The 23,843-nt window shown below is 72.2% G+C and carries 18 protein-coding genes and 1 pseudogene; 9 read left to right on the forward strand and 10 right to left on the reverse strand.

Annotation, left to right across the window (positions count from 1 at the left end; all coding sequences use genetic code 11):
- Positions 1 to 7: 7 nt before the first annotated feature.
- Positions 8 to 2,422, reverse strand: coding sequence for an excinuclease ABC subunit UvrA (locus ACZ514_RS02420; protein ID WP_469123874.1), 2,415 nt, complete (start codon positions 2,420 to 2,422; stop codon positions 8 to 10).
- Between the two features lie 425 nt (positions 2,423 to 2,847).
- Here ACZ514_RS02420 and ACZ514_RS02425 point away from each other — a divergent pair, with 425 nt between their 5' ends.
- From ACZ514_RS02425 to ACZ514_RS02435, 3 genes are all read left to right on the forward strand, one after another.
- A complete protein-coding gene (locus tag ACZ514_RS02425; RefSeq protein WP_468162990.1) occupies positions 2,848 to 4,647 on the forward strand; it encodes a cellulase family glycosylhydrolase in 1,800 nt (599 codons plus the stop codon).
- Positions 4,648 to 4,805: 158 nt separating this feature from the next.
- The gene (locus ACZ514_RS02430; RefSeq protein WP_468162988.1) at positions 4,806 to 5,009 is read left to right on the forward strand and encodes a hypothetical protein; all 204 of its coding nucleotides are present in this window, start codon (positions 4,806 to 4,808) and stop codon (positions 5,007 to 5,009) included.
- Between the two features lie 344 nt (positions 5,010 to 5,353).
- Positions 5,354 to 5,569, forward strand: coding sequence for a hypothetical protein (locus ACZ514_RS02435; RefSeq protein ID WP_469123875.1), 216 nt, complete (start codon positions 5,354 to 5,356; stop codon positions 5,567 to 5,569).
- A 374-nt stretch (positions 5,570 to 5,943) separates the two neighbouring features.
- Here ACZ514_RS02435 and ACZ514_RS02440 read toward each other — a convergent pair whose 3' ends face one another.
- A complete protein-coding gene (locus tag ACZ514_RS02440; RefSeq protein WP_469123876.1) occupies positions 5,944 to 9,312 on the reverse strand; it encodes an ALF repeat-containing protein in 3,369 nt (1,122 codons plus the stop codon).
- A gap of 840 nt (positions 9,313 to 10,152) precedes the next feature.
- Between ACZ514_RS02440 and ACZ514_RS02445 the strand changes: the two genes are divergently transcribed.
- Positions 10,153 to 10,677: a hypothetical protein gene (locus tag ACZ514_RS02445; RefSeq protein WP_468695126.1), complete on the forward strand. Its 525-nt coding sequence runs from the start codon at positions 10,153 to 10,155 to the stop codon at positions 10,675 to 10,677.
- A gap of 115 nt (positions 10,678 to 10,792) precedes the next feature.
- Complete coding sequence (locus tag ACZ514_RS02450; RefSeq protein ID WP_469123877.1) at positions 10,793 to 12,439, forward strand: trypsin-like serine protease; 1,647 nt, start codon at positions 10,793 to 10,795, stop codon at positions 12,437 to 12,439.
- Between the two features lie 187 nt (positions 12,440 to 12,626).
- On the opposite strand, the gene ACZ514_RS02455 is transcribed toward ACZ514_RS02450, so the two are convergent.
- From ACZ514_RS02455 to ACZ514_RS02465, 3 genes and pseudogenes are all read right to left on the reverse strand, one after another.
- Positions 12,627 to 13,700, reverse strand: a complete 1,074-nt coding sequence (locus ACZ514_RS02455) for an AraC family transcriptional regulator (protein WP_469123878.1) — start codon at positions 13,698 to 13,700, stop codon at positions 12,627 to 12,629.
- Positions 13,701 to 13,773: 73 nt separating this feature from the next.
- A pseudogene (locus tag ACZ514_RS02460) lies at positions 13,774 to 14,129 on the reverse strand (IS5/IS1182 family transposase); the annotation flags it as partial.
- A gap of 32 nt (positions 14,130 to 14,161) precedes the next feature.
- Complete coding sequence (locus ACZ514_RS02465; protein WP_469123879.1) at positions 14,162 to 15,154, reverse strand: LLM class flavin-dependent oxidoreductase; 993 nt, start codon at positions 15,152 to 15,154, stop codon at positions 14,162 to 14,164.
- A 109-nt stretch (positions 15,155 to 15,263) separates the two neighbouring features.
- Between ACZ514_RS02465 and ACZ514_RS02470 the strand changes: the two genes are divergently transcribed.
- Positions 15,264 to 15,758, forward strand: coding sequence for a phosphatase domain-containing protein (locus tag ACZ514_RS02470; protein WP_468162974.1), 495 nt, complete (start codon positions 15,264 to 15,266; stop codon positions 15,756 to 15,758).
- A 32-nt stretch (positions 15,759 to 15,790) separates the two neighbouring features.
- On the opposite strand, the gene ACZ514_RS02475 is transcribed toward ACZ514_RS02470, so the two are convergent.
- Complete coding sequence (locus ACZ514_RS02475; protein ID WP_468162972.1) at positions 15,791 to 16,006, reverse strand: dodecin; 216 nt, start codon at positions 16,004 to 16,006, stop codon at positions 15,791 to 15,793.
- 162 nt (positions 16,007 to 16,168) lie between these two features.
- Between ACZ514_RS02475 and ACZ514_RS02480 the strand changes: the two genes are divergently transcribed.
- The 3 genes from ACZ514_RS02480 to ACZ514_RS02490 all read left to right on the forward strand — a co-directional run bounded on the left by ACZ514_RS02480 (position 16,169) and on the right by ACZ514_RS02490 (position 19,423).
- On the forward strand, positions 16,169 to 17,431 hold the full coding sequence (locus tag ACZ514_RS02480; RefSeq protein ID WP_468162970.1) for an extracellular solute-binding protein: 1,263 nt from the start codon (positions 16,169 to 16,171) through the stop codon (positions 17,429 to 17,431).
- 220 nt (positions 17,432 to 17,651) lie between these two features.
- Entirely contained in the window at positions 17,652 to 18,455 is an 804-nt protein-coding gene (locus ACZ514_RS02485; protein ID WP_469123880.1) for a GNAT family N-acetyltransferase, read from the forward strand.
- The gene (locus ACZ514_RS02490) at positions 18,452 to 19,423 is read left to right on the forward strand and encodes a lysophospholipid acyltransferase family protein (protein WP_469123881.1); all 972 of its coding nucleotides are present in this window, start codon (positions 18,452 to 18,454) and stop codon (positions 19,421 to 19,423) included. The genes ACZ514_RS02485 and ACZ514_RS02490 overlap by 4 nt, the downstream gene beginning before the upstream one ends.
- Here ACZ514_RS02490 and egtD read toward each other — a convergent pair.
- The 4 genes from egtD to egtA are packed head-to-tail and all read right to left on the reverse strand — an operon-like array spanning position 19,315 to position 23,745.
- On the reverse strand, positions 19,315 to 20,280 hold the full coding sequence (egtD, locus tag ACZ514_RS02495) for an L-histidine N(alpha)-methyltransferase (protein WP_468162964.1): 966 nt from the start codon (positions 20,278 to 20,280) through the stop codon (positions 19,315 to 19,317). The genes ACZ514_RS02490 and egtD overlap by 109 nt on opposite strands.
- Positions 20,277 to 21,035, reverse strand: coding sequence for an ergothioneine biosynthesis protein EgtC (gene egtC, locus ACZ514_RS02500; protein WP_468162962.1), 759 nt, complete (start codon positions 21,033 to 21,035; stop codon positions 20,277 to 20,279). Before egtC ends, egtD begins: the two co-directional genes overlap by 4 nt.
- Entirely contained in the window at positions 21,035 to 22,357 is a 1,323-nt protein-coding gene (gene egtB / locus ACZ514_RS02505) for an ergothioneine biosynthesis protein EgtB (RefSeq protein ID WP_469123882.1), read from the reverse strand. Before egtB ends, egtC begins: the two co-directional genes overlap by 1 nt.
- Positions 22,354 to 23,745 (reverse strand): ergothioneine biosynthesis glutamate--cysteine ligase EgtA, encoded by a 1,392-nt coding sequence (gene egtA, locus ACZ514_RS02510; protein ID WP_469123883.1) that lies wholly within the window; start codon positions 23,743 to 23,745, stop codon positions 22,354 to 22,356. Before egtA ends, egtB begins: the two co-directional genes overlap by 4 nt.
- Positions 23,746 to 23,843 lie beyond the last annotated feature (98 nt).

Raw genomic sequence — 23,843 nt, forward strand, 5'->3', positions numbered from 1 at the left:
CGGGGCCCTACCGGCCCAGCGCCCGTGCCAGGTAGGGGCCCGTACGGGCGTCCGGCGAGGCGGCCACCGCCGACGGCGGACCGGCGGCCGTGATCCGGCCGCCCTCCGTGCCGCCGCCCGGCCCCAGGTCGATGACCCAGTCCGCCCCCGCCACCACCTCCATGTCGTGCTCCACGACCACCACCGAATGCCCCGCGTCCACCAGCCCGTGCAACTGCCGCAGCAGCACCCGCACATCCGCCGGATGCAGCCCCGTCGTCGGCTCGTCCAGCAGGTACAGGGTGTGGTCGCGGCGCAGCCGCTGGAGCTCCGTCGCCAGCTTGATGCGCTGCGCCTCCCCGCCCGACAGCTCCGTCGCGGGCTGCCCCAGCCGCAGGTACCCCAGGCCGATGTCCTCCAGCGCCCGCAGGCTGCGCGCCGCGGCCGGGACCTCCGCGAAGAAGCCCGCCGCCGCCTCCACGGTCAGACCCAGCACCTCCGCGATGTTCAGGCCCGCGTAACGCACCTCCAGCGTCCGCGGGTTGTAGCGGGCGCCCGCGCAGTCCGGACAGGGGGCGTAGGTACTGGGCAGGAAGAGCAGCTCCACCGAGACGAAGCCCTCGCCCTGGCAGGTCTCGCAGCGCCCGCCCGGCACGTTGAAGGAGAACCGGCCCGCCTTCCAGCCGCGCGCCCTGGACTCCGGGGCGGCCGTGAAGAGCCTGCGGACGACGTCGAACAAGCCCGTGTACGTGGCCAGGTTGGAGCGGGGCGTCCGCCCGATCGGCTTCTGGTCCACCTCCACCAGCCGCCGCACCGGGAAGTCCGCCTCCCCGAGCCGCCCGGCGACCTCACCCGCCAGCACCTGACCCACCAGCGTGGACTTCCCCGAACCGGACACCCCCGTCACGGCCGTGAACACCCCCAGCGGGAACTCCACGTCCACGCCGCGCAGGTTGTGCCGGTCGACGCCGGTCAGCCGGACGGCACCGGAGGCCTCACGAGGGACCCGCTCCCGGCGGGGCGAGGCGGGAGAGAACAGGTGCCGGGCCGTCGCCGACTCCGCGACGCCGGCCAGCTCCCCGGGCGGCCCGCTGTACAGCACCCGCCCGCCGTGCTCCCCGGCCAGCGGCCCCACGTCCACCACCCAGTCCGCGCGGCGCACCACGTCCAGCTGGTGCTCCACGACGAAGACGGTGTTCCCCGCCCGCTTCAGCCTCTCCAGAACGCCGAGCAGCGCCTCGGTGTCCGCCGGGTGCAGCCCCGCCGACGGCTCGTCCAGCACGTACACCACCCCGAACAGCCCCGACCGCAGCTGGGTCGCCAGCCGCAGCCGCTGGAGCTCGCCCGCCGACAGGCTGGGCGCCGTCCGGTCCAGGCTCAGGTAGCCCAGCCCCAGCTCCGCCACGGGCGCGATCCGCGCCCGGAGGTCCCCGGCCAGCACCCGCGCCGCCTCGCCCTCCAGCGGGGCCGTGGCCAGCAGGCGGTCCAGGTCGCTCAGGGCCAGCGCCGCCGTCTGCGCGATCGTCCGGCCCGCGAACGTCACCGCCAGCGCCTCCGGCCGCAGCCTGCGCCCGGCGCACGCCGGACACGGGGCATCGGTGAGGAACTTCTCCGCGCGCGCCCGCAGGGTGGCGCTCTTGGTCTCGGCGAACGTCCGCATCACGTAGCGGTGGGCGCTCGTGTACGTGCCCTGGTACGGCCGCTGGATCCGGTCGGCGTCGCGCACCGGGTGCACGGTGACCACCGGCTGCTCGTCCGTGAACAGGATCCACTCCCGGTCCCGCGCTGGCAGTTCCCGCCAGGGCCGGTCCACGTCGTGGCCGAGCACCTCGAGGATGTCGCGCAGGTTCTTGCCCTGCCAGGCGCCCGGCCAGGCGGCGATGGCCCCTTGCCGGATCGACAGGCCCGGGTCCGGTACGAGGAGTTCCTCGCTGGTGCGGTGGATCCGGCCCAGCCCGTGGCAGGAGGGGCAGGCGCCGGCCGCCGTGTTGGGGGAGAAGGCGTCGGAGTCGAGCCGCTCGGCGCCCGGGGGGTAGGTTCCGGCCCGCGAGTACAGCATCCGCAGGGAGTTGGAGAGCAGGGTCACCGTCCCCACGGAGGACCGCGACCCCGGAGCGGAACGGCGCTGCTCCAGGGAGACGGCGGGAGGCAGCCCGGTCACCGAGTCGACCTTCGGGGCGCCGATCTGGTGGATCAGCCGCCGGGCGTACGGGGCGACCGACTCGAAGTTCCGCCGCTGGGCCTCGGCGTAGAGGGTGCCGAAGGCCAGGGAACTCTTCCCGGAGCCGGACACGCCGGTGAAGACGGTCAGGGTGTCGCGCGGGATGTCCACGTCGACCCCGCGCAGGTTGTGCTCCCGGGCACCGCGTACCCGTACGCAGGGGTCTGGGGCGGCGGCGTCCGGCCGTTCGGGCCCGGCGGGCACATCGGGGGAGTGGTGCATTCGCCCCAGTTTACGGCTCCCTGCGGATCGGCAGCACACGACCGGACCATCGCGCCGGCCAGATGAAGCCGGCGGTGAGGTGGCGTCCGGCGAGGCAGGTGGTGGCGTGCTTGTCGAAGCGAGCGGCCGGGCCGCGCCACTGTCCGGTGTGACCCTGGGGCGGCCGATCGGCCTGGACCCACCCGGTCATCCGCAGGTGCGCCGAGGCGGTGACGCCCTCGTGAACGCCAGAAACAAGTCCTGCAGAGAGCTTCCGTCCGGTTGCCCGGCGCCTCTAGGCTCACTGCCTATGGGAGCGCTCCCACACCTCTCGGAACAGCGTCATGTGCCGTACCGGAGGTCATCCAGCCGGGTAAGCCCGGTCTCTCGCCGGGCTGCGCCCCTATGGCGTCATCGGTCAGATACGTGCGTTGAGGGAGAGTGCGATGAGCATGCGAAGAGCCCTTCGGGCTTTCGGCGTTGTCGGAGTGCTTCTGGCGGGTTCGGTGGCCGGATTCGGCGGCCCGGCCTCCGCGGTCGCCTCGCCGGCCGCCGGTCAGTCCGCCGCAGACGGCAGGGCATCGGCGGTCGCCGCGGCGCCGGCACTGCACGTGTCGGGCAACCGCCTGGTCACCAAGTCCCATGCCACGTTCCGCCCCCTGGGCGTCAACCGGTCCGGCGGGGAGTTCGGATGTGTCCAGGGCAAGGAGATATTTGACGGGCCGACGGACCAGGCGGCTGTCGACGCGATGAAGGCATGGAAGATCAACTCGGTCCGGCTGCCGCTGAACGAGGAGTGCTGGCTGGGCACCGGGAACTTACCTCCGACAGCGCCCAGCGCGGCGGCGTACCAGCAGGCGGTCAAGACCTACGCGGACCTCCTGGTGGCCAACGGCATCAACGTGATCCTGGACTTGCACTGGACCTGGGGCGAGTACACCGGTCCCGGCGGAGGCTGCCCGGACGTCGCGGCCACGTGTCAGAAGCCGATGCCGGACGCGCGCTACACCCCCACGTTCTGGTCCGAGGTGGCCACGATGTTCAAGGGGAACGGAGCAGTCATCTTCGACCTGTTCAACGAGCCGTACCCGGACGCGGCCGACAACTGGTCCGACGCCACGGCCGCCTGGACCTGTCTGCGCGACGGCGGCACCTGCGCCGGGATCACCTACCCGGTCGCCGGCATGCAGACCCTCGTCAACGCGGTACGCGCCACCGGTGCTACCAACGTGATCATGTCGGGCGGTCTGGAATGGACGAACGACCTGAGCCGGTGGCTGGAATTCAAGCCGGCCGACCCCACCGGCAATCTGATGGCCTCATGGCACTCCTACAACTTCAACGGCTGCGTGACCCCCTCGTGCTGGGACAGCGACATCGGAGCGGTCGCCGCCCAGGTGCCGGTGCAGACCGGCGAGATCGGTCAGAACGCCTGCGCCCATGACTACATCGACCAGGTGATGGCCTGGGCGGACGCCAACGAGGTCGGGTACACGGCCTGGACCTGGAACCCCTGGGGTTGCGGCGGTGGCAACGTGCTCATCGAGGACTGGAACGGCACACCGACCAGCACCTACGGCGAGGGGTTCAAGGCGCACCTGCTCAGCCAGACGCCCGGTGATCCCGGCGGTGACACCGCCGCGCCCACCGCTCCGGGGACTCCCGCCGCCTCCGAGGTGACGGCCACCTCCGCGACCCTGAGCTGGGCGGCCTCCACGGACGACGTGGGTGTCACCGGCTACGACGTCGTCCGTGTCACCGGCGGCACCGAGACGCAGGTGGCCGGCTCGGTGTCCAACCGGGCCGCGGTCACAGGGCTGTCCGGCAACACGGCCTACACCTTCGCCGTTTACGCCAAGGACGCGGCCGGCAACCGCTCCACCCGCTCGGCCACCGTTACCGTTACCACCACCGGTACCCCGGCGGGCACCTGCTCCGTCGGCTACCGCTTGGTGGGGGACTGGGGGAGCGGATTCCAGAGCGAGATCACCATCCGCAACACCGGTGCCGCCGCCGTCAGCGACTGGAAGCTCGGCTTCACCTTCACCGACGGCCAGACCATCGACAACATGTGGGGCGGTACCCCCACCCAGACAGGCAGCTCCGTGAGCGTGATCCCCGCCTCCTACACCGACACCATCACCGCCGGCGGGTCCGTCACGCTCGGTTTCATCGCCGGCAGGGGCGCCACGAACACCGCCCCGACCACCTTCACCCTCAGCGGCAGGACCTGCACCACAGCCTGACCACAGCCGCGGCCAACGTACGCCCCCGCAGTCGCCCCACCGCAACCCCGGAAACCCAGCCCCGGCGGTATCGGACGGGGAACACCCGCCGGCCCAGCCACAACCGCCGGGCCGGCGGCCCTGGAGGGTGCCGAAATCCAGCACGTCGCCTCGACGATGTGGTCGAAGTCGTCGCTGTCGTCGTGCGGCTGATCTGCGAGGACATGGACACTGCCCGCCACGGTGTCGTTGACGGCGGTGCCGATGGCCAGGACATCTTCCATGACGCCGAGTCCGTCCGCGACGGTCTGTTCGGTCCGCACGCCGCTGAAATCACCTTCGGATCCCTCGTCCGGGACGTGGATCCGGAAGCGGTCCGCTGAAGAACTCGAAGGCGGTCGCCACGGAGGCATTATCGTCGGGACGACGATAATAAGGTAGCGTGTCCCGTGAACGCAGCGGCGAACGAGAGCGCCGGCTCAACCAACAGCTCGGTGGCGGAGCGCGCTGCTGAGGGCCTACCCGCCACCCAGGTCGCCGCGCGAAGCGCGGTAGTCCTTCCCATGCGCACCTGGCGGTCGCCGATCTCCGGCCGTTGGCGTTCAGGCTTGCTGTGCAGGTGCCGTCTGGCCGTCGGCTGAGTTCGGGGGACGGGGAGGTCCGGTCACACCGGGTAATACGATGAGGTGAAGTACGTGAGAAATTGTGGGGGACTCAGATGACCGGCATGCTCTGGTTCGACATCGTCATCGGATTCGTCATCCTGGGCTTGCTCGTGTGGCTGTCCCCGTACATGCTGGGGCTCAGCTTCCTCGGACTGATCATCTCGATCGCCACGTGGACGCCGCAGGGGATGCTGGTTTCCTTCATCGCCTGCTTGGTCTCGGGGGGCCTGATGGCGCTGCGCGAGCCGGAAAAGATCTACGTCATCATCAAGCGCTGAGTCCGGACGGCGCGGCACAGCGCCGCCATGTCTGCGTTCCCCACCCCCGCCGCGGGCTGGAGCGGGCGACGCGGTGCAGGCGTACCGCTCGGCCGCCCCTTCCTCGCGTACCCGCACTTGGGGACGCCCGGCGGAGGTTATGGGTGCGTTGACCGAGGTGCCGGCCGCGGTGACCGCCTGTCGCGGCTGCGGCCACCGACCCGACGCGGCCGCAGAGACCGGCATGGGACCGGCGCCGGTCCGTGGATTGTCCGCACGGGACGGCCGGCGCCGGTCCGCGCCGGCGAGCGCACGAGGCGAGGACGAGAACGCTCCGCTGCCGGCCCTTCGAGGGGACTTCGGCATGCCCGCCGCCCCCTCGAAGGGTCTTCCGCTCAGTGTGAGGTCAGCCGGTTGACGATCGCGCTGAAGCCGTCATATGCGGCGCTCGTGAGCTCCCTGGCGACGTGGGGGACCTCCCTCGCCAGGTTGGCGATCACTCTGCCCTTACCGAAGGTGATGAGGCTGATCCCCGCGATGCCGACGGATCTCCGGAACTCTTCGGTGCCGAATCCGTAGCCCATCCCGGTGTAGAACGCGGCCGCGAAGTCGAAGACGACGGCGGTCGCGCTCAGGACGAGCGCCACCTGCTCCAGAGCCAGGGTGACGGGAAGGCCGTATCCGGTGAAGCCGATGGCCACACCGCCGGCACCGGCCACGATACTGCCGATGCCGGCGAAGAAGGCCACTTCATGGGCGCTGTGGGCAGCGTCCTTCCACTCCGACCTGGATACACCCCACACGACCTCGTCGTGCTCGGGCGCGTCCGCCGGGTTCGTCTTGGCCGCCTCCGCCATGGCCATGGTCTCCGCGGCCAGCTCGGCCTCTGCTCTGTCTTGCGCTTCTCGCTTGAGCACCGCTTCCAGGCGAGCTTCACCGGCCGCGCCAGCCGCCTCTGCCGAGTTCCTGCCGGCCAGGATCGCGGAGGCACGGGCCTCGGTCGCCGACGCTTTCGCGCTGGCGGCGAAGGAGATCGCGGTGCGAGCGGACTTGATGGCCTGGTTGGCGGAGAAGTTCGCCGAGCGGGCGGCGACGCGGGCGGCGACTGCTGCCTGCTTCGCCTGGTCGGCCGAGGCCTGAGCGTTGCGAGCGGACGCCTCGGCCTGGTTCGCGAAGGCGTTCGCCTGCTCGGCGGAGGCGACGGCCCGAGTGGCCGCCTGCTGCGCCTTCCCCGCCCACTCCACCGCTTCCGTGGCGGCGTTGCGCGCCGTGGCCGCGGCTTCCTGAGCGCGGGCGGCATCCTCCTGAGCCTTGTCGGCGATCCTCGCGGCGGCGGCGATGGCACCCTGCATCGCCGCGACATGAGTGGCGAAGTCGTGGTCCAGCTGAGCGGTCTCGTACTGGACGGAGGCCATGAATTTCCGGCGCATCCAAGCGGGGCCCTCGAGAGCCGCCTGGGCATGGGCCTTGGTGTAGGGGCCCGCGGTCTGAAGGAGGGTCGCAATGGCTACCGCGTCGTCCTCCTGCTGCGCCTTCTCGAACGTGACGGCAAGGAACTTGTGCAGCGCCTCGGGTGTTCCCGTGTCCATCGCGGCGTTGGCGGCCTCGGTCACCGCGCGGCCGGGCTTCTGCGCCAGCAAACGCGCGACAATGACGCGGTTGTCTGCCCCCGCCGCCTGGATGGCACCGGTGCGGAGGAACGTCGTGGCAGCGCCGGGCTCCGTGCTCTTGAGCGCCTCGGCCGCGGCGAAGGCGACCTTCGAGGAAGAGATCCGGGCAAGGTGGACGGTGCTCTCCCGGTCGTCCTGCCGTTGGGCGATCTGCCGGTCGCTGTCGACCCAGGCGTGAACGTCCGCGTCCGTACCGGCCAGGGCGAACTGCGCCGCCTCCCGGGACCACACGCCGTGGGAGTCCATGACGGCGAGGGCCGCCTTGCGGCCCACGGCGGCGGCCGCTGTGAGGTTTCCGGCCCGCAGCGCGGATTCCGCCTGCGTGATGAGGTCCTTCGTCGCCTGGGACGCCTGTTCCACCTGGCTGCGTTTCGCCTCGGTCTCCGCCTTCCAGCGGAGGTCGGACTGTGCGAACAGGCGCATTTCCTCGATCGCCCGCTGCGTTTCGTGGTCCAGCCGCTGCAGTTCGGCCTCGCGCGCGCTCTTCTCCACAGCGATCGCCTCGACGACCGCTGCCGTGGCTTTGTCGGCGGCCTTGGTCGCCTCGTTGGCGAACTCGGTGGACTTGTTCGCGTAGTCCACCGCCTGGCCGGCGTAGGTGACGGCCCAGTCGCAGGCCTCAGCGGCCTTGATCGCGTGGGCGGCCGCGCTGTAGGCGGCGTTCCGGGCGTTGCGCGCGGCGGCCGAGGCCGCGCTCGCGAGAGCTTGCGCCGTCCCGGCGGCGTTGGTGGCGATCGCGGCGTTTGTGGTGGCGATCTGTGCCTGACGCGTGGCTTCCGCGGCCTCCGACTGAGCCACACCGGACGACTGCTCCGCGGACCTCCGAGCCGCCTCCGCCGTTGCGGCGGCCTGGCGTGCCGCGCCGGCGGCGTTGGCACCGATGTCGGCGCACTGCTGGGCGACGTTGGCGGCCTGCTCGGCCTGATCCGCCGTGGCCCGGGCCTTGGCGGCGACGTTCCGGGCGAAGACGGCGGCGTCCTTGGCCTTGCCGGAGAGCGCGGCGTCCTTGGAGGCGTCGATGGCCGCCCTGTACGCCATTGACGCGGCGGTGCCCGCAGCGGCTGCCGCCTGGCTCGCGGCCATCGCGGCGTTCGCGGCGCGATGCGAAGCCTGGATGGCCGCATGGGCGGCGTTGGTGGCCATCCGCGCCGCGTCGGACGCTCCTCTCGCGGCTACGGCCGCCTTGCGTGCCGCCTGAGCGGCCTTCACCACGTCGTTCTCCGCCAGGCGGGCCTCGGCCTCCGCGGCCTCTGCGGCTTCCTTGGCCTTGGCCGCGGCTTCCACGGCCCGGGCGGAGGCCTCTTCTGCCTGCTTCGTCTTCGCTTCGGCCGTCTTGCCCTCACGCTGGGCTACGGCGAGGAGCTCCTCGATCTTGGAGCGCTCCTGGTCCCGGGCGCGGGCGATGTGCTGGCCGGTGTCGAGGAACCACTCGATCTCGTGCTCCGTACCCGACAGCGCCCTGTTGGCGTACTTCTGCACCTCGGGGCCCGCCAGCATCAAGAGCTTGGAGGTCTCGACACGCAAGTCCTCCAGGCGGGCGGTGAACTGGCCCTCGGTGAGGAACTTCTCCATCACGGCGGGGGACCCGTCGGTGAGGGCGGCGTCACCCGCCTTGGTCACCGCCTTTCCGCTGGTGGCCATGACCGTGGCGGTGGCCACCCGGAGGTCCTCCACGTGGGCGGACGTGAAACCGCCCGCGAGGAACGCGGTGATGGCGGAGTCTCCACCGTTGAGCGCGGCGCTCGCCTCACGACGGGTCCCCTTGCCGGCCACCGCGAGACTGTTCAGGAGCGCGGCGCGCTTGTCCGCAGCGGTCTCGGACGCCAGTTTGACGGCGAGAAAGTGCTGCACATCGGCCTCGGACCCGGTCAGCGCGGCAGCGGCGGCAGCACGGACGGCCGGACCGCCCAGCACCCATGCCTTGACGACCTTGGCTCGGTCGGTGTCGGGCAGCAGGAAGGGGTCGTCCTGGGGAGGCACGGTGTCGGCCCATGCCGCCGTGGGATTGAGAACGAGGCTGGAAGCGGTGACGGCGGCGGTGGTGGCCGCGATGGCGCCGAGAATGCGCCGCCTGCTCCAGTAGGTTATGTCCATAACGGTCCTTTACTGTGAGCCCTTGGCGCACGGCGCGATGCGGCTTGGGCCAGGGCGGCAAGACGAGGGTCGCGATTCACTCATCGGAACGGGGGCGCATGACCAGGCGGAGTGGCGCGCATTCCGACCCCGAGTCGTGCGGACGGGTATGACCAGTCGCAAGATGATGCGTCATCAACACCCGTTTATCGGCACTACAGGCCCTCCGCTCATCGGTGGGGCTGGTCCGGCCGGTCGTCGGGTGGACAATCCCAGCACGAGGTGGGCGGTCAACTGCGAGGTGGTTCATCTGCAAGGCTGTTCAAGCGACTGGTAACTGCTGTCGCCGTAGACACCTGAAACGGCGCGGCGGCGATCCACCCCTCGGAATCAGCGTTGCGAGCGAAGAGGGCGGCACCGCGCCGCTTTCGGTGACATCCGGGCCGAGACGCGCAGTCGGCCCCTTCACCCCCAATGAAAGATGCTTTTTGCAGGCGTTGCCGCGGAGCACTTGGGCCTACGGGTATCGCCTCAGAACGACGCCACAGTATGACCCCGCACGTCCATGGCGAAGGACAATGCATGCCAGAAAAGGGACCGACCGCGCCACGGCAAAACGTGAGACGCCATCCTGCTGCGAATGGCCGAAGGTGATGGGCGCGAAATGGGTCCCCGGGCTTTCAACTCCGTTTCCGGCCTTGATTTTCACTCCGGGTCTGCGGTTAAGATCCCGTCGGAAGTGGGGGGCTTCCCAGGAGGGATCGCCAGTCTTTCGGCGTTTCCCTTGTTGGTTGGGCATGAGCCTTCGCATCCGTATGGAATTTTCCGGGGCAGTAACTGGAACCGAAGACTGGGGTAGGGATGAAGGCAGGCAAAAAGCTCGTCCGCACGGTGGCCGCGGCCACGGTCGGCGGAGTGCTGGCATGGCTGGCGATCACGGGCGCCAACGGTGCCGCCGCGGGAAGCGATGCCACGGACTCCACCGCGATGAAGGGCATCGCCGAGGAAGGCCCTGGCTACGGCATTGAGGACTTCGGTTACCCGAACGCCGACAAGATCCTCGCCGAGCAGAACATCACCCTCAAGCGGGGTGACGGCCACATCCTCCTCGCGGACTGCGCGAGCGCGACTGACCTCCTCGAGGTCTGGTCCCGCGCCAAGGACAAGATCTGCTTCAAGGTCACCGGCACGACCGGCTACCTGACCTTGCAGATCCCCTCCGTCTTCGCCGTCAAGGGCAACGACTACTCCGCCCAGGTCGACATGAAGGTCGGTGAGGAGGACAAGACGTGGGACGTGAACAAGAACTCCTGGACCGCCGTCGGTGAGAGCGCCGACGAGCAGGGCCGCGAGTTCATGCTCATGGAGATCCGGACCTCCAAGTAGTGCTCGTACCCCGTTGGCAGGGGTGAGCCGGGACCACCGCCAGGCATGGCGTCCGGCTCCGCGTCCGGCCGGCACTCGATCGCATCCCCATGCACCCGCTCACCGAAGGAAGACCATGCTCGCACCTCTTTTGCGCCCGGCGCGGATCACCGCGTTGCTCTCCGCCACGGCGATCACCGCAGGACTGATCTCGGCCGTCCCCGCCCTCGCGGTAGCCGGCCCCGAGGCTCCGGACCAGTTCACGAACAAGGCCGTAGTGAGGCTGGTCATCGGCGACGAGACCAACTCCCGTGGCTGCACGGGGGCCCTGCTCGACGACAACTGGATCATCACGGCCGCCAGCTGTTTCGCAAGCACCCCCGGCTCCCCGGTCCCGGCCGGCAAGCCGGCGATGAAGTCCCTCGTCACCCTGGGCGACGGCAGGGCCGTCGAGGTCGTCGACCTCGTACCCCGTACCGACCGCGACCTGGTCCTGGGCCGGCTGGCCAGCCCCGCCGCCGGTCTCCCGTGGGCCAGGATCGGCCAGAACGGTCCCGCAGTCGGCGCCGAACTCACCGCGATGGGGTTCGGACGTACGAAGACGGAGTGGGTACCCGACAAGCTCCACACGGGCACCTTCATCACCAACGCGTCCGCCGACGGCACCCTCACCCTCACCGGCAAGGGCACCGACGTCCTCTGCAAGGGTGACACCGGCGGTCCGCTCTTCGACGCGGCCGGCTGGCTCGTCGGTATCAACAGCCGTTCCTGGCAAGGTGGTTGCCTGGCCACTCCGGCCACCGAAACCCGGACCGGCGCCATTTCCGCGCGGGCCGACAACCTGCGGGTCTGGGCCGCGGAGGTCCGCTCGCTGACACCCGGCTGGAAGACCGAGGCCCTCGTCCAGGCGGGCACGTCCGTCTACCAGGGCATCAAACTGGCTGACAACTCCTGGACCGGCTTCACCGACGTCCAGTCCAAGGCCGCGAACGTCGGCGGCATCCGCACGGCCACCGCCGCCGGCATCGACGGCGAGACCCACGTGGTGGCGCTCGGCACCAACGGCCGCATCTACCACACCATCCGCAAGGCGGACGGCACATGGCTGCAGTTCGGTGACGTCGGCGGCGAAGCCGGCGTCCTTCTCAACGTCACCCAGGTGTCCGCCGTCGCCACCGGCACCGAGATGCAGCTGGTCGCGGTCTCCAACGGCAGGGTCTTCCACTCCGTGCGCCGCGCGGACGGCACCTGGGCCCCCTTCGGCGACGTCGCCGCCGTGAGCGGCCCGATCAGCGGTGTGACCTCGATCGCCACCGCCCACACCGAGGGGGCGCTCCAGGTCATCGCCGTCACCGGCGGCAAGGCCTACCACTCCCTGCGCGACACCACCGGCAACTGGACCGCCTGGGGCGACGTGGCCCAGGCCGCCGGCGCCACCGGGCCGGTCTCCTCCGTGGCCATGACCGGCTCGAGCAGCACCGTCCACGTCGTCCTCGCCACGGACAACGGCACCCGCCAGTACCACACCGCGCGCCTCGGCACCGGCAGCTGGAGCACCACAAAGGAGCTGACGGCCCACCTCGGCAACATCACCGTCACGTCGGTGGGCGCGGCCGGTGTCGACCGCAACGTCGAATTCGCCTTCACCACCAGCGACAACCGAGTCGTGCAGACCACCCGCAACACCGCCGGTGCCACGTTCACCAACCCGGTCACCGTGCCCACGATCCAGGGCATCGCGGCCACCCCGCTGGGCTCCATCGCCCTCGCCGGCACGACCTGACCCCCGAGCCGGCCCTCCACACCCGCCCGCCCGCCCCCTCCCCTTCGGGCGGGCGGGCGGCCCCAGTCGCGGCTGGGCAAACCCCGCTCCACCTCACCGCCAACAGTGACACCCATCCGGCCGGCGGAACGCGGGCCCGGGCCCTGGGACCCGGCCTGCTGCCCGCCGTGGCCTCTGGGGCGGGGGCTCATCCGTTGTCGGTCCGGGAGGGGCTGGCGGGGGTTTTCGACGGGTGGCCGGTGCGGCGGAGGGTGGCGGGTGTGGTGCCGTACCAGCGTTGCACTGCGCGGCGCAGGGCGCGGGCGTCGGCGTAGCCGCTTCGGGCGGCTATCGCGTCGAGGCTGAGGTCGGTGGTGTGGAGCAGGCGCGTGATGTGGTCTTGGCGCATGGTCTCGAGCTCTTTGCTCCACGTGGTGCCGTGTTCGGCGAGGGTGCGTTGGAGGGTTCGTGTGCTGATGGCCAGGCGCCGGGCGACCGTGGCCAGAGTGGGTGTGGTCTCGTCGTGCATGGAGGCGAGGGCGGTGCGGAACAGGTCGAGCCAGTTGCGGAGGGGGGTTGCTGCGGCGAGGGTCTGTTGGGCGTGTCTTCGAAGCACGGTGGACAGGCCGGGTTGAGTGCGTGGTGCGGGGGCGTTGAGGTCGGTGGCGAGGAAGGTGATCGAGCTGACGGGGGCTTCGAAGTCGATGGTGCGGGTGCCGTAGAGCTCGGTCAGGGCGTGGTGGTGGTGCGGGGCGGCGGCGGCGAGGGTGACGCGGACGGGGACGAGGTGGCGTTGCGCCGCTTCGCTGAGACGCCGCTGGTAGAGGCCGAGCGCGTAGGCACGGACGGCGCAAGCGGCGTCGTGGGTCAGATCGGCCTGGTTGATGTGGCTGAGGGTGATCTGCCGGCCGTCTTCGGCGATGCGGAGGGTGTCTGTGCCCGAGTCGGCGACGGTGGCGATGTAGGCGGCGGCGTCCTGGATCCCTTCGTGCGGGGTGGGCGCGGAGGTGATCAGGTAGTCCCAGACTCCGAGGGTGCCGATGGCCGACTGCCGTGCGAGGAGCAGGGAGAGCTCGGTCCAAGGGGTCTGGAGGGTCGTGAGTTCCGTGATGCGGATGCTCGTGGCCGCAGGGGTTCGGCAGAGGTCGTCGTTGAGGTGCTCGGGTGCCAGGCCGAGCAGGTGCGCGTACTGGTGGGGGGGTATGCCGAGCCGTCGTGCGGCGTTGACGTTCAGACGGGTGAGGGCCGAGGAGGTTGTCCCCTGGTGCGTATGCGAGACCACGGGGGCTGAGCATAGAGCAGCAGGCATTATCAGATCATCGACCGGAGACCGTCGCCTACCCTGCCAGGGCGACCTGGCCGCGCAGGAGAGGACGTCCGGCTCGTCTGGTTCGACTCCCGCGGAGGTGGACGTCGGGCCCTGTTGCCGGGCGACGGGCCGCGCGGAGGCGATCACCAGACGGCTGTACGCGTCGATGACGACCCGCACGTTCGCTGAGGACCGGCAGTTCCTCGACGAAGCGCCACCCGTGCGGTCGCGCCCGGGGATGAGGGTTCCGTACACCGCCACCAGCGGCGCCCGGTCGGGCAGCGGCAGGCACCATGGCCGGCCACCGCCGGGCCCGTTCCCACCGCGCTCCCGCACCACCCTCACCAGCTTCGCGAACCACTCGGTCCGCAAGCCCGTGAACGTCTCCGTCCCCACGAGCAAAACGGCCCACGCTGAGCCTTCCGCAACACCCTTCAGCCCAGCCCGCTGATGCGGGCCAGCCGGGTGAAGGAGTCCAGCAGGGCCGTCCGGTCGTACGTGGACGTGGTGACCAGCAGCTCGTCCGCTCCCGTGGTCCGCGCGACCTCGGCCAGCGCGGCGGCGACCTGCTCGGCGGTACCGGCGATGTGCCCGGCGAGGCCGCCCTCGAACAGCTCCCGTTCCCTCGGGGTCATCTCCAGCGCCGCGACCTCCTCGGCCGGGCGCAGCGGCGGGAAACTGCCCCGGGTCCGCGAGAGCGCGAGGGCCCAGGCCTCCGGCAGCAGCATCCGCCGGGCCTCCTCCTCGGTGGCGGCGACCGCGACCGTCCCCGAGACCACCACGTACGGCTCCGCCGCCCACGCGGACGGCCGGAACTCCTGCCGGTACCGGCGCACCGCCTCGGTGAGCCCGGCGCGGCCCCGGAGGTCTCCGACCACCACCGGGAGTCCGGCCCGGGCGGCGATGCCCGCGCCGTTCCCCGTGGCCAGCACGAAGGGCGGGATCCGCAGCCCCTCCGCCGGGCGGGCGTGCACCTCGGGGTGGACCCGCTGGCTGCCGTCGATCCACCCCAGCAGCTCGGCCAGCTGCTCCTCGAAGCGGTCGGCATCGGCGGTGTCGCGGCCCAGGGCCCGCCGGATCCCGCCGGTGAAGCCGACGGAGCGGCCGAGCCCCATGTCGATCCGGCCGGGGAACAGGGCTTCCAGGACCCCGAACTGCTCGGCGACCACCAGCGGCTGGTGGTTGGGCAGCATCACCCCGCCGGTTCCGACCCGGATCCGCCGGGTGGCGGCGGCCACGGCGGCGGCCAGCACGGTGGGCGCTGAGCCCGCGACCCCGGGCACGCTGTGGTGCTCCGACACCCAGAAGCGGTGGTAGCCCAGCTCGTCCGCCGCGCGGGCCAGCTCCACGGTGTCCCGCAGGGCCTCCGGGGCGGTGTGCCCCTCGCGGGTGCGGGACCGGTCGAGTATCGAGACTTTTCGGATCACAGAGGTCTCAACGCCCGGCGGCGGAGGGCATTCCCGCCGGTGGGCCCACCGGTGAGCCCGCCGGTGCGCTGGCCGGTGCGCTGTCGGAGGCGGGACCTAGGCTGCGTACATGACCAAGACCGCATCCCGTCGGCCGCTGGCCGTCTTCGACATCGACAACACCCTCGCGGACACGAGTCACCGCCAGCACTTCCTGGAGGGCCGACCCCGCGACTGGGCGGGCTTCTTCGGCGCGGCCCCCGCCGATCCGCCGCTCGCCCGTGGCGTGGCGCTGGCGGTGGAGAGCGCGGCCGACTGCGAGGTGGTGTACCTGACCGGCAGGCCCGAGCGCTACCGGGCCGACACCGCCGACTGGCTGTCCCGGCACGGGCTGCCCGAGGGCCGGGTGTGGATGCGCGGCGACCGGGACCGGCGTCCGGCCCGGCTGACCAAGCTGGACGTGCTCAGGCGCATCGCCCGCGACCGGGAGGTGCGGGTGCTCGTCGACGACGACGAACTCGTCTGCGACGCCGCCCGGGCGGCCGGATTCCGGGTACTGCTGGCGGACTGGGCCGCGGACGCGCCGGAACTCAAGCAGGCGCAGGAGGGCGAGGGCCGCACCTGACCGCCTCCTCGTCCGCGGCCCCAGCCCCGGCCTCAGCCCTCGCCGTCGAGGCGGAAGCCCACCTTCAGCCCGACCTGGTAGTGCGCGATCTCACCGTTCTCGATGTGCCCGCGCATCTGCGTGACCTCGAACCAGTCCAGATTGTGCAGGGTCTGCCCCGCACGGGCGATCCCGTTCCGGATGGCCTGATCGATGCCCTCGTGGGAGGTGCCGACGATCTCGGTCACCCGGTAGGTGTGGTTGGACATGGGGTCTCCCGCCAGTCGTCGCTGTTGCCTTGTTCCAAGGTGCCCCAGTAAGGCCGGGTCCGCGAACTTTGCGGGAACAATCCCGGGTGAAAGAGGGTTGACCCGGCCATTGGTCTATGCCAATTTCAAGCCATCTGAGATCCGTCCCCAGAAGGTGGCCCCGTGAAGATGCGCTTCCTCGCCGTGTGCACGGCCCTCGTGGCCGCCACCGCCCTCACCGGCTGCGGCCGGTCGGCGGGATCCGACGGAGGCGCCGACCGGGTGACGCTGTGGCTGATGCGGGGCAGCGCCTCCGAGGACTTCATCGCCAGGTTCACCGCCGACTTCGAGAAGCGGCACCCCGGAACCGACCTCGACGTGCGGATCCAGGAGTGGAAGGGGATCGGCGACAAGGTCAACGCCGTCCTCGGCGGAAAGGCCGCGGACGGCGCCGACGTCATCGAGGTCGGCAACACCCAGGTCGCCCAGTACGTCGAGACCGGCGGCGTCTCGGAGGTGACCCTCGAAGGCCTGCGCGCGTGGGGCAGCAAGGACTGGCTCAAGGGCCTCTCGGATCCGGGAAGCGTCAACGGGGCCCAGTACGGAGTGCCCTGGTACGCCGCCAACCGGGTGGTGATCTACCACAAGGACCTGTTCGCGGGTGCCGGGATCAAGACCCCGCCCAGGAACCGCCAGGAGTGGATCGCCGCCACCCAGAAGCTCGACAAGGGCGAGCAGCAGGGCATCTACCTGCCCGGCCAGAACTGGTACGTGCTCGCCGGGTTCGTCTGGGACGAGGGCGGCGAACTCGCCGTCGAGACCGGCGGCCAGTGGGTCGGCGGCCTCGACGACGACAAGGCCCTGGCCGCGATGGACTTCTACAAGCAGCTCCAGGCCCTCGGTGACGGCCCCAAGTCCGCCGACGAGGAGACGCCGCCGCAGTACGAGGTCTTCGCCCGCGGCCAGGTCGCCCAGATCATCGCCACGCCCGGGCAGGCGGCCCAGATCGAGGCCGCCAACCCCGCGCTCAGGGGCAAGCTGGGGTTCTTCCCCATCCCCGGCAAGACCTCCGAGAAGGCGGGCGCCGTCCTGACCGGCGGCTCCGACCTGATCATCCCGGAGAAGACCCGCAACCGGGCCCGTGCCGTGGACGTGATCACCGCCCTGGTCAGCGAGAAGTGGCAGACCGAACTCGCCCGCACCATGAGCTACGTCCCCAACAAGACCACCCTCGCGCGCGTGGTGGAGGGCAACGACGGCGCGGCCGCCATGGCGCCCGGCGCCGCCCAGGGCCGGGCCACGCCGAAGTCCGCGCGCTGGGCCGAGGTCGAGGCCAAGAACCCGATCAAGCCGTACATGACGGCCGTGCTCACCGGCCAGGACCCCCGGCAGGCGGCGAAGACGGCCTCGGACACCCTCGGCCGGGTCCTCAGTTCCGACCGCTGAGCCGTCTGAGCCGTCCGGGGCAGCCGGCGCGGGATCCGGCCGTGGCTCCGGGCCGGGGACCCGGCCGCCGAGTCGTCCTCCGGCTCACCCGCCGAGTTCAGCCCCCGCACATCCGGGTGCCGCTGTGTGGTCACGCCGAATCCAGCCGGTCACGGAAGAAGTAGAGGAGCCGGGCCCGCCACCCGCGGCCCGGCTCCCCGTGCCCGGACCAGGAGCAGCCATGACCATCGCCCCCCTGTCCCCGTCCCCCCACGCACACCGGGCCCCGGCCGAAGCCGCCCCCGCCGTCCCCGCCGCCCCCGGCTACACCGTCCGCCTCGCCCGCAACGAGGACGAGGTCCGGGCCGTCCAGCGGCTGCGCCACCAGGTCTTCGCCGGAGAGTTCGGCGCCCGCCTCGACGGCCCGGAGCCCGGCCTGGACGCCGACGCCTTCGACGCGTACTGCGACCACCTCCTGGTCCTCGACGAGGAGACCGGACAGGTCGTCGGAACCTACCGGCTGCTGCCCCCGGAGCGCGCCGCCGTCGCCGGACGCCTCTATTCCGAGAGCGAGTTCGACCTCTCGGCCCTCGCCCCGATCCGCCCCGACCTGGTCGAGGTCGGCCGCTCCTGCGTGCACCCCGATCACCGCAACGGCGCCGTCATCGCCCTGATCTGGGCCGGACTGGCCCGCTACATGGAGCGCACCGGCCACAACTGGCTCGCCGGCTGCTGCTCGATCCCGCTCGCCGACGGCGGGGTGCTGGCCGCCGCCACCCGAGAGGCCGTCCTCGCCCGCAACCTCGCCCCGCAGGAGTACCGCGTCACCCCGCACCTGCCGTGGAGCCCCGAGGGCATCGCCGTCCCCGGGCGCACGGAACTGCCGCCCCTGCTGCGCGGCTACCTCCGCCTCGGCGCCTGGGTCTGCGGGGAGCCCGCCCTGGACGCCGGGTTCGGCTGCGCCGACCTGTACGTGCTGCTCTCCCTGCGCCGGACCAACCCGCGCTACCTGAACCACTTCCTCTCCCTCACGCCGGGCGCATGAGCGGCTGGCTGCCCACCTCGCCCTGCACCCCGCAGGCATGCGCCGGGCACCCGGGGAAGACCGCGAGCGCGGCCCGCGCGGCGTTCCGGATCGCCACCGCCCTCGCCCTGGTCCTGCTCGCCGTCACCGCCGCACCGCCGGTCCGGCTCCTGCCCGCCGGGCCCCGGCGCGCCCTGATCCGGACCTGGGCCGCCGCGCTGGTGCGGTCGATGGGCGTACGGCTCACCGTACGCGGCACCGCGGGTCCGGAAGGGGCGCCGGAGGGCCGCCTGATCGTCGCCAACCACATCTCCTGGCTGGACGTCCCGCTCGTCGCCGCCGTCCTGCCCGGCCGGATGCTGGCCAAGAGCGAGATCGGCGGCTGGCCGGTGCTGGGCCGGCTCGCCGCCCGGGCGGGCACCCTGTTCATCGAACGCGACCGGATCCGGGCGCTTCCCCGTACCGTCGAGGCCCTGGCCGGGGCGCTGCGGGCGGGGGACCGGGTCACCGTCTTCCCCGAGGGCTCCACCTGGTGCGGCCGCGCCCAGGGTCCCTTTAGGCGGGCCGCGTTCCAGTCGGCGCTGGACGCGCGGGTCCCCGTACAGCCGGTGCGGATCGCGTACCGGCTGGCGGACGGGGAGCCCGCCGGGGCGCCCGCCTTCGTGGGGGAGGACCCGCTGACGGCCTCCCTGTGGCGGATCGCCCGGGCGCGCGGGATACGGGCCGAGGTGCGGCTGCTGCCCCGCATCCCGCCGGGGCGCCACGCCGGCCGGCGGGACCTGGCGGAGGCGGCCCGGCGGGCCGTCCTCGGCGACGCCGCGCGGGAGGTGCCGCCGCCGGCGGGCGTACCCGTCCGGCGGCGGCCCGGCAGGGCGCCGGATCAGCCCCCGGCCACCGACAGGGACAGCGCGAAGCGGCCCGCCGCGTCCGTCCACCAGTGCGTCATCTCCAGCCCGGCGCCGGCCAGTTCCTTGCGCACGCCGTCCTGACGGAACTTCGCGGAGATCTCCGTCAGGATGTCCTCGCCCGCCTCGAACGGCACCAGCAGGTCCAGGGCCCGCACCTTGACCGTGACCGCCCGCCGGGCCCGCAGCCGCATCTCGATCCACTCGTGCTGCCGGTTCCACACCGCCACGTGGTCGAAATCGGCGGTGTGGAAGTCCGCCCCCAGCTCCCGGTCGATCACCGCCAGGACGTTCTTGTTGAACTCCGCCGTCACGCCCCGCGCGTCGTCGTACGCGGCCACGAGCACGGCCTCGTCCTTCACCAGATCGGTGCCCAGCAGCAGCGCGTCACCGGGCGAGAGCATCGCCCGTACGGACTCCAGGAACGCCGCCCGCTCCGGCGGCAGCAGATTGCCGATCGTGCCGCCCAGGAACACCACCAGCCGGGGCCCCGGGGAGTCCGGCAGGTGCAGGGGCTGCGTGAAGTCGGCCAGCAGCGCGTGCACCTCCAGCCCCGGATGCTGCGCCGGCAGCAGCTCGCCGGCGCCGGTCAGCGCGCTCTCGCTCACGTCCACCGGCACGTACGTCCGCAGCGCGGGCATCACCTCGATCAGGTGCCGGGTCTTCTCCGAGGAGCCCGAGCCCAGCTCCACCAGGGTGCGCGCACCGCTCACCGCCGCGATCTCCACCGCCCGCTCCAGCAGGATCTCCCGCTCGGCGCGGGTCGGGTAGTACTCGGGCAACCGGGTGATCTCCTCGAAGAGTTCACTGCCCCGGGCGTCGTAGAACCACTTCGGCGGCAGCTCCTTCGGGGAGCGGGTCAGGCCGTTCAGCACGTCGGCGCGCAGCGCCTTGTCGGCGGCGTGCTCGTCGAGGGTGCGGGTGATCCGGAAATCGTTCACGGAGAGGTCTCCTTGAGGGGGGTCAGGGCGACCCGCGTGCGGGTGGCGGTCAGCAGGGTGCGGTCGGGCACCTCGCTCCAGCGGGCGTCGTCGTCATGGGGCTCGGACGCCACGACCACGCGCCCCGCGGCCGGGTCGGCCAGGTACCACAGGGAGTCGCCCCAGGCCGTCGCGGCGATGGTCGTGCCGTCGGTCAGCAGCAGGTTCAGCCGCGAGCCGGGAGCCGCCGAGGACAGTTCGCGGACCGGCTCCGCCAGGGCCGTGCCCATGTCGTCGCCCTGCCGCAGCCGGTGCAGCACCAGCGCCCAGACCAGCGCCGAATCGGTGCGCGCCGCCAGCTGGAGCAGGTCCCGCGGCGGCAGGCCGGCGGCGAGCGCGGCCGCCGCGTCGGGCCAGTCCCGCACCGCACCGTTGTGGCTGAACAGCCACGGCCCCGACGCGAAGGGGGCCGCGGCGGCCTCCCCGTCCGCCCCCGGGAGCGTGGCGTCGCGTACGGCGGCCAGGAACGCACCGCTGCGCACGACGCGGGTGAGGTCGGCGAAGGTCAGGTCGCTCCAGACGGGCCCGGCCCGGCGGTAGCGGGCCGGGACCGGATCGCCCTCGGCGTACCAGCCGACGCCGAAGCCGTCCGCGTTGACCGTGCCGGACCGCTGGCGGCGCGGCTGCCAGGACTGGCGGACCAGGGAGTGCTCCGGCTCGCTCAGCAGTCGCTCCAGGGCCACCGGGGGGCCGAGGTAGGCGAGGTGGCGGCACATCAGACGTCCCTCGCGGTGCGGAAGCCGGAGAAGATCTGCCGGCGCACGGGCAGGTCCCAGTTGCGGAAGGTGCCCCGGCAGGCCACCGGGTCCACGGCGAAGGAGCCGCCGCGCAGCACCTTGTGCGCCGGACCGAAGAACACCTCCGAGTACTCCCGGTAGGGGAAGGCGCGGAATCCCGGGTAGGGCAGGAAGTCCGAGGCCGTCCACTCCCACACGTCGCCGATCAGCTGCCGCACCCCGAGCGGGGAGGCCCCGGCCGGGTAGCCGCCCGCCGGGGCGGGGCGCAGGTGGCGCTGGCCCAGGTTGGCGTGCGCGGGAGTCGGGTCGGCGTCGCCCCAGGGGTAGCGGCGGGAGCGGCCGGTGGCCGGGTCGTGCCGGGCGGCCTTCTCCCACTCCGCCTCGCTGGGCAGCCTGCGGCCGGCCCAGCGGGCGTACGCGTCCGCCTCGTACCAGCTCACGTGCAGAACCGGTTCTTCATCGGGTACCGGCTCGGTCACCCCGAAGCGGCGGCGCAGCCACTGGCCGCCCTCGCGGTGCCAGAACAGGGGCGCCCCGATGTCGTGCGCACGGATCTGCTCCCACCCCTCGGCGGCCCACCAGCGGCGCTCCCGGTAGCCGCCGTCCGCGATGAAGGCCTGGTAGGCGGCGTTGGTCACGGGCACCGTGTCGATCCAGAAGGAGGCCACCTCCCGGACGTGCGCGGGCCGTTCGTTGTCCAGTGCCCAGGGCTCGGCGGAGGTGCCCATGGTGAAGGGGCCGCCGGGAACGAGCACTTCCGCCGCCGGCGGCGGCGGCCCTTGCGGCGGCTCCGGGTCCGGCGCGGTCAGTACCGGGGCACCGGCCCGCAGCTGGTGGGTGATCAGCATCGTCTCGTCGTGCTGCTGTTCGTGCTGGGCGATCATCCCGAAGACGAACCCCTCGTCGAGCAGGGCCGTACCCTCCAGCGGAGTGCGCTCCAGCAGGGCGAAGACGCGGCCGCGCACCTCGGCCGCGTACCGCCGGGCCGCCTCGGGGCCCAGCAGGGGCAGCTTCGGCCGCTCGGAGCGGGGGTGTTCGAAAGCGTCGTACAGGGAGTCGATCTCGGGGTGCATGGACTCGCGGCCGGCCACGTGGCGCAGCAGCCACAGCTCCTCCTGGTTCCCGATGTGCGCCAGGTCCCAGACCAGGGGCGACATCAGGGGGGAATGCTGCGCCGTCAGGTCCCGGTCGCTCACCACGTCGGTCAGCGCGGCGGTACGGGCCCGGGCGGCGGTCAGGGCGGTCACGGCGCGCTCGCGCAGCCGTTCCGGGTGGATCTCGGGTCGGGTCTCGGTGGTCACGGGCGCGGTCCCTTCGCGGCGGGCGGCCGTCGCCGGTGTTCCCCGGCGCGGGCGGTGACATCGGCGTGGCCGGATCCGGCCCCGGCTACGGCTCCGGTTCTGGTTCCGGCCCCGCTTCCGGGGCCGGCTTCGGCGTCGTCGGCGGGGCAGCGGCCGCGCCGTACGTAGCGCTCCGCGAACTCCCCCACCGCGTCCCGGACCTCCGTGTCCGCCCCGAGCCTCGGCAGTGCCTCGACCGCCGCCCGGAAGCAGACGAGCGCGGCCGTACGCAGCTGCGGATCGGCCGGCCCCGACCGGGCGGCGGTCCGCCACAGGGGATTGCGCGGCGCGCACCGCGGCCCGTAGGCGTCGGCCAGCGCCTTCACCGCCCGGTAGGCGGTCTCCGAGGCCTCCGGGTCGTCGAAGAGCGCGTGTACCAGCGCCACCGGGACCAGCCAGCCGTTCTCGCCCGGCTGGGCGTCGATCATCCGCAGCTCCAGGTGGCCGCGCGGCCGGACCGGCGGGAAGAGGGTGCTGAGGTGGTACTCCAGGTCCTCGGCGGTGGGCCGCCGCCCGCCGTCCGTACGGATCCAGTCGCGGAAGCGCAGCCCGCTCGGCACCGTCCAGGGGCCGTCGCCCGGCGACCGCACGCACATCACCTCGGTGTCCAGCGCGTGCCGGACCCAGCCGGCGCGGGGCTCGGCGTCCAGGGGCGGGGCGAGTGCCCGCCGCGGGTCGATGTCGCTCCAGATCCCCTGCCGGGCGCACCGCCAGCCCCGGTACGGGCCCTCGCGGCCGGGGGAGTTGGCGAACACGGCCACCAGCACGGCGCCCAGCAGGTGGGCGAGCCGCCAGCGGCGGCCGTACCCGAGCGGACCCGGTTCCTCGTGGCCGGCGTCCACGCAGACCTGCACGGAGGCGGAGGAGCGCATCATGGCGCGCCCGGCGGGGCCGGTGCGGTCGAAGTAGGTCTCCATCGCGTCGTAGCGCGGGCTGGTCAGCAGGCGCTCGAGCGGCCCCCGGGGGTCCTGGCCGAGGCCGCGGAGGGCGAGGCCCTGGCCGCGCAGGGCGCCGCGCACGGCGGTGAGGTCGGCCCGCAGGCCGTCCAGGCAGGCGGTGAGGGAGCCGGCGGGGGCCGAGCTGAGCTCCAGCTGGCCGCCCGGTTCGACGGTGAGCCGGGAGGTGAGGGGCAGCGCGCCGGCGGCCGCGTGGGCGGCGGTCAGCCTCTCGGGAGTCAGCGGCAGCCAGGGGCGCTCGGTGTCCACGACGAGCCATTCCAGCTCGGCGCCGAGGAGGCGGGGCGGGCCGGTCTTGAAGCAGATGCCGTGGACGAGGTCCTCGGCGGCCGCCTCGGTCAGGGGGTTCTGCTCGGTGTTCTGGGCGAATGGAGCGGGGGAGTCCTCGGGCATGGCCGGAACCTCGTCTCCTGTCGTCGGCCGTGATGTCACCCGTGCCTACCCGTCATCGGAGCGCTAATTCCTTTGCCGCCCCGGGCCCTGCGCCCCAC

It is taken from the genome of Streptomyces sp. NPDC034086, assembly GCF_055575515.1.